Source organism: Roseofilum acuticapitatum BLCC-M154, assembly GCF_030068475.1.
Taxonomy (GTDB): domain Bacteria; phylum Cyanobacteriota; class Cyanobacteriia; order Cyanobacteriales; family Desertifilaceae; genus Roseofilum; species Roseofilum acuticapitatum.
The window spans coordinates 1-11,283 of sequence record NZ_JAQOSP010000098.1 but is presented as its reverse complement, the minus strand read 5'-3'; the positions used below and the strand labels follow the sequence as shown (position 1 = coordinate 11,283).

Here is an 11,283-nt window from a genome sequence, read left to right as displayed (position 1 = left end):
ATCTTGCCCGCTTCTTCATATCAAGTTCGCTTATTCATGTCCGCGAAGCGGAAATACCATGATTAAAAACTTAGGGAGCGAGACGCTCCCACTCCAGCAATATCAAGGGATTAGAGGAGTGCGGGCATCTTACCCGCTTCTTCATATCAAGTTCGCTTATTCATGTCCGCGAAGCGGAAATACCATGATTAAAAACTTAGGGAGCGAGACGCTCCCACTCCAGCAATATCAAGGGATTAGAGGAGTGCGGGCATCTTGCCCGCTTCTTAACAAATTTTCATGTCCGCTTGCGGAAACCGGACTTGATATCACCCTTTATCCGGACTTGATATAATTCCATCTCCTAACCTAATCACACGATACTCGACGTAATCCTAACCATCCCCCTAATCCACCAACCAATGCGCCGAAAACTAGGAGTAGGAAAAATAAAGTTTTGGTATCCGTATAGATATGCCAATGGGAGTCCTGAAGGTGGGAGAGCATAGGAATCAGGGATAACTCTTGGGTAAATACCTTGAGAGAGAGTTGCTCAAACCCTTGAACGATGCTCCAGGCAATTGCCCCCCCAACACCCCCAAGAATCACCCCTTGGATCATAAAGGGTAAGCGAATCCACCAGGGAGAAGCACCCACCAGGTGCATGATCTCGATTTCTCGGCGACGGGAGACCACAATTAACTCAATGGTAGTGGTCATGACGGCGATCGCACTCACCATTAACACCATCGTGATCCCCAAACTCAAAATCCGCAACCCCCGATTAATCGTTGAGAGCATCTCTAACGCTGCTTCCCCATAAATCACCTCATCCACCCCAGACAACTGCTCTAACTGGGGAACCAAACCCCTAAGCGCCTCTGGAGACTCCGCCCTCACCCTCAGCTCATCCACCAAAGGATTCGTCGGTAAAATCTCCGTAGCCCCATCCGGAGAACTTAACCCCAACTCCGTCAACAACTCCATCCAAGCCTTCTCCTTAGCAATATCCTCCACCTGCACCACCCCCGGCAGCTCCGCCACCTGTGTCACCAAAGGCTTCGCCCGAAAATCTGAATCTAAATATACCGACACCTCCAATTGACTCCCAAACTGATTCACCAAACCTTCTAATTGCCAAGCCACCTGCCAGCTCAAGCCAAACAAAAATAACAACACCGTCACCGTACTAATCGCCGCCCAATTCATCCATCCCCCACGGCGCAACCCCAACTGTACCTCACTCCACAGATAGCCCAACTTAACCACCATCAGCAAAATCCCCATTGATAAAGCCAGTCGCTTTGAAAATTACCATAAACCTGCTATCTTGTGACCCAGAAACAGTAACCATCCACTCTGACCTAACGGCGATCGTCCCCCAACACCCCAAAAAATCAGCAGATTTCCGGAAACCCGCGAAAATTTTGTGTTGATGGGGGAGAACCAAGCATACAATTAGGAATCAGGCCACAGCGCTCCCCTAGGTTTTCTGGGAGTTGTCATCTAAAATAAACAAGTCCTAACGGTGAGGTAGTGAACAAATGTCAACAATCTTTGGAACTCCTGGTAACGACCTTTTACGGGGAACCGCCGGTTCCGACAATCTTTTCGGCTTAGAAGGAAACGATTTTCTCGAAGGCAGAGAATCAGGGGACTTCCTATCGGGCAACCAAGGCAACGATTTCCTCTCCGGCAACACCGGTAATGACAGTCTCAGAGGAGGGACGGATAATGATACCCTCTTTGGTGGACAAGACGATGATACTCTCCTCGGAGATCTAGGAGATGACATTGTTTCTGGAGACCTAGGGAATGACTCCCTACTCGGCAACCAAGGAAACGACCAACTCCTAGGAGGCATGGGTAATGATATTCTCTACGGAGGACAAGACCAAGATACCCTCTATGGAGGGCAAGGCGCAGACTTCCTTTCTGGAGACCTAGGAAATGATACCCTCTTTGGCGACCTCGGCCCCGATACCCTCACAGGGGGAGCCGGTCGCGATATCTTTGTCCTCTCTAACAAAAGTGTAGCCGGCCAAAACCCCACCACAGGAGGCCCGCAAAAAGTAGATGCTGATATTATTGTCGATTTTGCTGATGGAGGAGACCTGATTGGCCTGCAAGAAGGGCTACAGTTTAGTCAACTCTCCTTCTTTGCCGATACCATCGTCTATCCCGATGGCAGCAGCATTAGCGGAACCATGATTCAAGACCAAGTAACCGGTAACTATCTGGCCTTGCTGCCCGGTATCAATCCCAGCCAACTCACCACCGATGACTTTACCCTAGACCTAGTTAACCCCATCACCGGAGGAACCCCAACCCCCACGCCTACACCCACACCGACTCCAACACCCACCCCGACACCCGTTCCGCCTCCCGTCCCTTCTACAGTAACCCTGGCGTTAATAGATGGAAGAGCATTTGAAGGCGATGTAACCAATACAGCTAGTTTCAGGGTTACCCGTGCAGGAGGAAGCACAGAAGCAGCACTAACGGTAAACTACACCATTGGCGGCACGCCAAATGACGGTACTTCTTATCAAACCCTCAGTGGTAGCGTCACCATTCCTGCTGGTGCAACAGAAGCAATCATTACCGTGACTCCTATTGATAATGTTGACTTTGAGGATGGAGCGAGAACCGTTGATGTAGCTCTAGCGGCAAGTGGGTTTTATATTGTTGACCCAGCAAATAATGCCGCTCAAGCCACCATCTACGACAACGAAACCATTTATGTTGATGATGACTATGTTGATAACGATACAGTCGGTGGCGCTCAAGGCGATCAAGCGGTAGTCGGTCTCAACGCCTTTAGGGAGATTAACCCTGCCATTCAAGTGGCTGGTGGTAATAATGAGCCTCCCCCAGCGACCAATGCTGAACCTGGAATTGTTATCGTAGCGGCTGGAGAGTATCCGGAGGTTGTATCAATTAGCCGCACGATCCGTTTGCAAGGCCCTAATGTAGGAGTGGCTGGAAATGCCACCCGTAATCCAGAAGCACATATCAGAGACCTAGTAGACCCAGTAAATGGTAATGGTTCTATTACCTTTGATGCTACAGGCCCAGGTACAGGCCTGGTCGAAATTAATGGTTTCCTGATTGACCCCCCAGACGGCCAAATTGCGATCAATACCCGAAATGCTGGGAATAACACGCTAATTACCAACAATATCATTGAAGATGTGGATAACGAATCGGCGATCGTCAATTTTGCCCAAACGAATCCAGCGTTAAACCAGACGCGAGACTTGAGGATATTGGATAACTTGATTCGCAATGTCACAGGTAACGGGAGACGGGCTGCGTTTATCGAAGATGTCGATGGTATTACCATTTCTCGTAATGTAGTTCAGAATATTGGAGATGGCAGTCAAGATGCTCCTGGTTTGTTGCTGGATAATGTGGGTGGTACGATCAGCATGAATGAAAATGTTTTAACCAATGTTGATAGCCAGGGGATTCAGATTGCTGGTTTGAAAGCAGGTGCAACTGCAACTATTAATAACAACCAATTTACCATGGTTAATCGTGCTGGTGATCCAACTAACTCTGCTATTCGTCTGAGAGACAATAATAATGGGGTAGTGCTAAGTAATGGTCAAGTAACCGTTGAAGGTAATACAATTGATCAAACTGCTAATGGTCTGTTCATTAGAGATAACGCAAATGTTGGTAATGTTACTTACACTGGTAATACATTTAATAACGGCGTAGCTGTTGGTGGTGCCTTAAACTCAGGCACAGCTTTACCTAATGGAATATGGGCTATTGTTCATGATGGACAAGGTACATTGAATGCCGCAGGAAACTTCAAAAATACAACTCTACCAGGAACGCCAGGAACTAATGATCTGGTAGCTGGTGATGTGTTCGCTGCTCCTGGTAATACCATAACCTTAATGTAGTTAGGTAGAGTGGGCAGGATAATCAGCCATAATGTAACTTCTACAACTGTTGTCCTGCCCACCTTGACTATCTATAACAACGATATCTGTGAGATTCTCCTGAAGCCAGATTTTTCCTGTCTTGAAGATCCAAATGAAAAATGCAGCACCTGCTGGGCGAACGTGAGATTCATTCTTCAATCAGTTCCCGTTCAATAACTTTACCTGCTTTAGCAGATTCAATGGAACTTAAAAGATGAGCTGTATTCGCTGGATTAGATAAGAGATATAGGTTTTTTTTCCACGATGTAAATTCATCAAGAGACATTAATACTGCTCTTTCCCCTTTATCATTGCAGAGAATGATCGGTTCACTATCGGCGATCGCACGTTACAATCACACTATCTAAATCCTGTTGCGCTTGCTCAGTCGTCATTGCATCCATTGCCCGGACTCCTTGTCGCCTGCTTAAATGAGTCGCTATCGGTATCCAATTGATTCTAGTCTATAATCACAGCAGGCGATCGCGTGACAACAATCCAGATTCGGCTAAAATAAGCTTAGTAAACCGTGTTGCTGATGTCATGAATATTATTTTAACTCCGGAACAAGAAAAATTTATTCAATCCCAAATTAGCAAAGGAAGATATGTCAATGGTCAAGAAATTATTGACAGAGCGCTGCAACTGTTAGAACAACAAGAGCAGGAGTATGAGCGATGGATTCAGGCAACTCGACAAAAAGTCATGATTGGAATTGAACAGCTAGAAAAAGGAGAAAAAGTTGATGGCGAAGTTGTGGTTGCACAATTGCAAAACAAGTTCAAGGAAATGCGTCAAGGGCTAATTAATGAAGAGGTATAGTATTTCTCAGGAAGCCATTAAGGATCTTGATGAAATTTCTGACTATTTAGCCAATTTTAGTATTGAAGCTGGTGAACGATTTATTCAGAAATTTACCGATAAATGTAGAAAATTAGTGACGTTTCCTAACATGGGGAAGAACTACCAGGAGATTATGCCTAACTTAAAGGGGATGATTGTGGATGATTATATTGTTTTCTATCTAATCAAACTAGAAGAAGTTGAAATTGTAAGGGTTGTGAGTGGATATCGAAATTTAGAATCAGTATTTGTAGATCCTGACAATTAGCAATAAAACAAGGCGATCGCGTGACAAGCTTCAAGATTCGGCTAAAATAAGCTAGTGGTTAGGGTGAGGACGTGAACCCATGGCAGTCATCAACGGTATGCCCGGCAATAACTTCATTGTCGGAACCCCAGCAAGCGACCAAATCTTTTTACTCGCTGGCAATGATACAGTATTTTCCCAGCAAGGCGGTGACCTAATCTTCGGGAATTTCGGCAATGACCTGTTATCCGGCAATGAGAACAACGACAGCATTTTCGGCGAACAGGGAAACGATATCCTGATTGGCAACCAGGATGAAGATTTGATGAATGGGAATCAGGGGAGTGATACCCTCTATGGCGGTCAGGGGAATGATATCCTCTATGGTGGTCAAGATAGTGACCTGGTATTCGGCGACAGAGGCAATGATGTCCTCCATGGAGACTTAGGTGCAGATGGCCTGGTGGGTGGTGACGGCCAAGATATTTTTGTCATGGGCCGACGCAATATCTTTGGCCAACCCCCCACCACAGGCGGCCCCTTAATCACCGATGCCGATATTGCCGACGATTTTGAAGATGGCCAAGATTTACTCGGTTTAGAACCCGGTTTAGCCTTTGAACACCTGTTGATTACTGCCGGAACGGGGCCATATACCGGCACAACCGTAATTCAAGACGGGGTAACCAGTAACTATTTGATGATCTTACCTGGGGTGAATCCGAATCAGATTACAGAAGCCGACTTTACCACCAACTTAAATCCAATTCCTGCACCAACCCCGACTCCAACACCCACACCCACCCCAACACCGACCCCAACCCCAACACCGACTCCAATTCCTCCCCCCGTTCCTTCAACCGTCACCTTGGAATTAACCGATGGAGTCGCCGCAGAAAATGACCCAGCAAGCGGCACACCTAAACCTGCCACGTTCACGGTCACCCGTACTGGAGGCAGTACAGAAGCTGCACTGACCGTGAACTACACCCTTGGTGGTACAGGGGTCAATGGTACAGATTATGAATCCCTCAGTGGTAGCGTCACCATTCCGGCGGGTCAAACCCAAGTGGTGATTACAGTTAATCCCATTGATGATTTGTTATTTGATGGGGCGAAAACGGTTGATTTAGCTCTAGAGGCTAGTGGGTTTTATGTGGTGGGTACACCCAATGCTGGGCAAGCGACAATCTATGATAATGAAACTATTTATGTAGATGATGATTATACGGATGGGGATACGGTAGCTGGAGGTGAGGCTATTGTAGGTCTCAATGCGTTTAGGACGATTAATAATGGGATTCAACCAGCAGGTGGAGATAATGCGAATCCTGGAATTGTGCTGGTAGGAGATGGAAACTATGCCGAGCATGTAGTGATTAACCGTCCTATCCGTTTGCAAGGCCCCAACGTGGGGGTGGCTGGAAATGCAACTCGTAATCCAGAAGCCAATATTACCGGTTCTCCCACCGGTTCTATTTCTTTTGATGGTGTAGGGCCAGGCACAGGTGCTGTAGAAATTGATGGTTTCCACGTTGATCCGCCAGATGGCATTATTGGCATTAATACCTTAAATGCTGGGAATAACACACTCATTACTAACAATATCATTGAAAACGTGACGAATGAACAAGCGATTTTCAATCCAGTGCAAACGAATCCAGCGTTAAACCAGACGGAAAATTTGACGATATCGAATAACTTGATTCGTAATGTAACAGGAGGTAGCAATGTAGTCAATCCCAATGGAATTTTCTTGTTAGGAGTTACAGATTTAACGATTACGAATAATGACATTCAGGATATTACGGGGGTAGGGAGTCGGGGCATTAATGTCAGTGGTATTGTGGGAGGGACTCTTTCTAATAATAGGATTACTAATACGACGGAAGATGGAATTCAGGTTGCTAATAATGTAGCCGGGTTTACCGCGCAAAATCTCACTATTTCTGGCAACCAGATTACTAATGCCAATACATCAGGAAATCCGAATAATGGGGGGATTCGATTGCGTGATGGTGGATTTATGGGAACAATGGGAGTTTCTGGTAATACTATCGACCAAACGCGAACGGGTCTAGCCATTCGAGAAAACGCAGATGTTAGTAATGTAACTTACAGTGGAAATACCTTTAACAACGGAATTGCTGTGGGTGGGGGGTTAAATTCAGGGACAAATCTGCCGAATGGAATATATGCTATTGTTCATGATGGTTCGGGTACGTTGAATGCTGTTGGTAACTTCAAGAATACGACTTTACCGCCATCACCGGGAACGCCACTAGTGGCAGGTGATGTGTTTGCTGCCCCTGGTACTTCCATAACGGTGTAGGTTAATTTCTAGCGAGCGAGACGCTCGCACTGAAGTTTAATTGGACTGGATATGAAGGTGAGATCTGAACATCTAGAGATGATAATTGCTCATGCCCAGCAGTGTTATCCGCAGGAGTGCTGCGGGGTGCTGTTGGGTGGGGTTGAGGGGGTGTTGGTGGAGGTGGTGCGGACGGAGAATGGTTGGAATGAGGAGATGGCAGAGTGGTTGGAGGAGATGGGGATGGGGGGGATGACGAAGAGGGAGCGATATGCGATCGCCCCCCAAACTCTGCTACAGTTACAAAAAGATGCCCGTTCTCGTAATCTCCAGATCGTGGGATTCTATCATTCTCATCCCGATCATCCGGCTATACCGTCTGAGTGCGATCGCCTCCTCGCTTGGCCAGATTATAACTATATCATCGTCTCCGTCATCCAAGGACAGGCCACCAGCATCAAAAACTGGGTTTTAGACACCAATCATCAATTCCAACCCTCGCCACTCGAAAACATTCTTAACACAAAGGCCGACGAGAGAAAGACAGGGTTACAATAAAAGACTCCATAAGGGAAATTCTTGCAACTTGTCCCCTAAACTTATATGCTCAATCCTAATCTGGACGATATTCAACTGATCCCAGAAGAGTACGAACGCTACTCTCGCCATCTAATTTTGCCAGAAATTGGACTGGAAGGGCAAAAACGCCTCAAAGCGGCCAGTGTTCTGTGTATCGGTACAGGGGGCCTCGGCTCACCTCTACTGCTCTACCTGGCAGCAGCCGGTGTCGGACGTATTGGTATTGTTGATTTTGATATCGTCGATCATTCCAACCTTCAACGTCAAGTCATTCACGGCACATCTTGGGTGGGCAAACCCAAAATTGAATCGGCAAAAAACCGAATTCATGAAATTAACCCCTACTGCCAAGTCGATCTGTACGAGACGCGCCTGAGTTCAGAAAATGCGCTCCAGATCGTTGAACCCTATGACATTGTAGTGGATGGAACTGATAACTTCCCCACCCGCTATTTGGTCAATGATGCCTGTGTTTTACTCGATAAACCCAACGTTTACGGGTCAATTTTCCGCTTTGAAGGACAAGCGACCGTGTTCAACTATGAAGGGGGGCCCAACTATCGCGACCTCTATCCGGAACCCCCACCGCCGGGCATGGTTCCTTCTTGTGCAGAAGGGGGCGTTTTAGGGATTTTGCCGGGAATTATTGGGGTGATTCAAGCCACGGAAGCGGTAAAGATTATCCTGGGTTCTCAAACCACCTTAAGCGGTCGTTTACTGCTCTATAATGCTCTGGATATGAAATTCCGGGAACTGAAATTAAGACCGAATCCAGAGCGCCCGGTAATCGAAAAACTGATCGATTACGAGCAGTTCTGTGGCATTCCCCAGGCCAGGGAACAGGAGGCAAAAGAGCAATCAGCGATTCCAGAAATGACGGTGACAGAGTTGAAAGCCCTTCTCGATAGTGGTGCAGACAATATTCTGTTACTTGATGTCAGAAATCCCCATGAGTATGATATTGCTAAACTTCCGGGTTCGGTTTTGATTCCTTTACCGGAGATTGAAGAAGGCAAAGGGGTTGAAAAAGTGAAGGAATTGTACAATGGCCATAAGTTGTTGGCTTTGTGTAAGGTGGGAGTGCGATCGGCTAAAGCTTTGGCTATTCTAAAAGAAGTAGGAATTGAAGGGATTAATATTAAAGGCGGAATTACGGCTTGGAGTCAAGAAGTCGATCCTTCTGTGCCCAAGTATTAATCTTTAGCCGGTAGGGTGGGCAATGCCCACCCAGCCCTGTCAAGGTGGCAAGGAAAAGGCGATCGGTACAAGATGGAGTATCTCTGTTCCGTTTGCAAGGACATCTTGTAACTGATTTTCCAGATTTGATATCAGGAACAATTTTCCAGATTTGATATCAGGAACAATTTTCCAGATTTGATATCAGGAACAATTTTCCAGATTTGATATCAGGAACAATTTTCCAGATTTGATATCAGGAACAATTTTCCAGATTTGATATCAGGAACAAAACGAGCAAGATGCTCGCACTCCTCTAATACATCAAAAGCCTAGAAGGGGGCGATCGCACTCAATCTCAGATCCTGATGATCCCCCTGCACTTGTTGCAAGTTCCACTCATTCTTAAACAACAACACCGGTCGATCCCAATTATCTTTAACCGTCATCGTATTAAATAAGCGGCCAATTTTGTCTAAAAATTCCCAACCATTCAACACCCATCGCGCTATTGAATAGGGTAAGAGTTCCGTGCGAGTTTCTACCCCATATTCATTCAGGAGTCGGAATTGTACGACCTCAAATTGTAACTGGCCCACAGCCGCTAAAATGGGATCGCGCTTGGCTTCATCGCTCGAATACATAATTTGTACCGCTCCCTCTTCCCGCAATTGGGTTACCCCTTTGTGGAATTGTTTAAACTTGGAGGGATTGGGGTTTCTCAAATAGGCAAATAATTCTGGCGAAAAACAGGGAATCCCTTCATATTCCAATTTTTTTCCCGTATAAATCGTATCTCCGATCGCGAACACCCCCGGATTATTCAAGCCAATCACATCTCCCGGATAAGCCACATCTACCGATTCCCGGTCTTGGGCAAACAGTTTTTGCGGACGGGATAGGCGCACCGTTTTCCCTGTGCGGGCATGACTTACCGTCATATCTTTTTCAAACTTACCCGTACAAACTCGCACAAATGCCACGCGATCGCGATGTTTCGGGTCCATATTCGCCTGCAACTTGAAGACAAACCCCGTAAACTCCGGATACTCTGGGGACATCAAGCCCTCAGAACTTTTGCGCTCTCCCGGTTTCAGGGCATAGTCTAAAAAGGCATCCAAAAACAACTGCACGCCAAAATTGGTCATCGCGCTACCAAAAAACACCGGAGTCAGCTCTCCCGCATGGATCTCTTCTAAGTCAAACTCTGACCCCAACCCCTCCAACAATTCCAAATCTTCCTTGAGCTGATAATACAAATCCTGGTCGAGCAACTCCTCAATGCGCGGATCGCCCAAGCGAATCATGGTATCCTTGGCTGTTCGCTTACCATGGGCGTTGCGTTCAAACAGATGGATTTCCTGAGTACGGCGATCGTATACTCCTTGAAAGCGATCGCCCGTACCAATGGGCCAATTCACCGGATAGGTTTTCAACCCCAACTCCTGTTCAATCTCATCCAGCAACTCTAGAGGTTCGCGGGTGGGGCGATCCATCTTATTAAAAAACGTAAAAATCGGAATCTTCCGCATCCGACAAACCTCAAACAGCTTGCGGGTTTGCGGTTCCAACCCCTTAGCCGCATCCTCCAACATCACCGCATTATCCGCAGCCGCCAACGTGCGATAAGTATCTTCACTAAAATCCTGGTGTCCCGGAGTATCCAACAAATTAATCTGACAGTCCTGATACTGGAACTGTAGCACCGTCGAAGTAATAGAAATTCCCCTCTGTTGCTCCATGGCCATCCAATCCGACGTAGCTCGGCGCTGACTTGCCCTAGCTTTAACTGCTCCCGCTTCATGAATTGCCCCTCCATAGAGCAGCAATTTTTCTGTTAACGTGGTTTTCCCCGCATCGGGGTGAGAAATAATCGCAAAATTACGTCGGCTGTAAACCGCCTTTTGAATTTCCGTAGATAGATCGGTAGACATTAGGAATAAGAATTAATCACAGAGTGAGAACAAGAGTTAGCTCTAGCACTAAAGATCTTTGACACTCCTCGACCTAAAGGTACGAGGATTCTTTAAAAGGAGATATCCACCGTTGGACATTGCTCGAACCACAACTCCCAATACCGTTTTTAGTCGAATACCAGTGTTGCGCGATAGGGGATGCCAATTCCCACTACTCTGTCCGGTGTTGCCACCATTCAGGCTACTTGTAAGTATTTTGCTTCACTCACTCAAAGTCTTTGCTTGTGGGGGCTG

Annotated in this window: 9 protein-coding genes; 6 read left to right on the top strand and 3 right to left on the bottom strand. The window is 46.6% G+C overall.

The window, feature by feature from the left end; genetic code table 11:
• Positions 1 to 348 precede the first annotated feature (348 nt).
• Complete coding sequence (locus PMG71_RS14610) at positions 349 to 1,260, bottom strand: cell division protein FtsX (RefSeq protein ID WP_430541016.1); 912 nt, start codon at positions 1,258 to 1,260, stop codon at positions 349 to 351.
• 263 nt (positions 1,261 to 1,523) lie between these two features.
• On the opposite strand from PMG71_RS14610, the gene PMG71_RS14605 reads away from it, so the two are divergent.
• On the top strand, positions 1,524 to 3,896 hold the full coding sequence (locus PMG71_RS14605; RefSeq protein ID WP_283754436.1) for a hypothetical protein: 2,373 nt from the start codon (positions 1,524 to 1,526) through the stop codon (positions 3,894 to 3,896).
• Between the two features lie 169 nt (positions 3,897 to 4,065).
• Here PMG71_RS14605 and PMG71_RS24155 read toward each other — a convergent pair whose 3' ends face one another.
• Complete coding sequence (locus PMG71_RS24155; RefSeq protein ID WP_430541015.1) at positions 4,066 to 4,203, bottom strand: type II toxin-antitoxin system Phd/YefM family antitoxin; 138 nt, start codon at positions 4,201 to 4,203, stop codon at positions 4,066 to 4,068.
• 257 nt (positions 4,204 to 4,460) lie between these two features.
• Here PMG71_RS24155 and PMG71_RS14600 point away from each other — a divergent pair, with 257 nt between their 5' ends.
• From PMG71_RS14600 to moeB, 5 genes are all read left to right on the top strand, one after another.
• Positions 4,461 to 4,739 carry a type II toxin-antitoxin system ParD family antitoxin gene (locus PMG71_RS14600; protein WP_283754435.1) on the top strand — a complete coding sequence of 93 codons (279 nt, stop codon included), beginning with the start codon at positions 4,461 to 4,463 and terminating at the stop codon, positions 4,737 to 4,739.
• Entirely contained in the window at positions 4,726 to 5,028 is a 303-nt protein-coding gene (locus PMG71_RS14595; RefSeq protein ID WP_283754434.1) for a type II toxin-antitoxin system RelE/ParE family toxin, read from the top strand. The genes PMG71_RS14600 and PMG71_RS14595 overlap by 14 nt, the downstream gene beginning before the upstream one ends.
• A 79-nt stretch (positions 5,029 to 5,107) precedes the next feature.
• Positions 5,108 to 7,339 carry a Calx-beta domain-containing protein gene (locus PMG71_RS14590; protein WP_283754433.1) on the top strand — a complete coding sequence of 744 codons (2,232 nt, stop codon included), beginning with the start codon at positions 5,108 to 5,110 and terminating at the stop codon, positions 7,337 to 7,339.
• Between the two features lie 51 nt (positions 7,340 to 7,390).
• Positions 7,391 to 7,876 (top strand): M67 family metallopeptidase, encoded by a 486-nt coding sequence (locus PMG71_RS14585; RefSeq protein ID WP_283754432.1) that lies wholly within the window; start codon positions 7,391 to 7,393, stop codon positions 7,874 to 7,876.
• Between the two features lie 45 nt (positions 7,877 to 7,921).
• The gene (moeB, locus tag PMG71_RS14580; RefSeq protein WP_283754431.1) at positions 7,922 to 9,094 is read left to right on the top strand and encodes a molybdopterin-synthase adenylyltransferase MoeB; all 1,173 of its coding nucleotides are present in this window, start codon (positions 7,922 to 7,924) and stop codon (positions 9,092 to 9,094) included.
• A gap of 311 nt (positions 9,095 to 9,405) precedes the next feature.
• On the opposite strand, the gene prfC is transcribed toward moeB, so the two are convergent.
• Entirely contained in the window at positions 9,406 to 11,007 is a 1,602-nt protein-coding gene (prfC, locus tag PMG71_RS14575) for a peptide chain release factor 3 (protein ID WP_283754430.1), read from the bottom strand.
• Between the last annotated feature and the right edge of the window lie 276 nt (positions 11,008 to 11,283).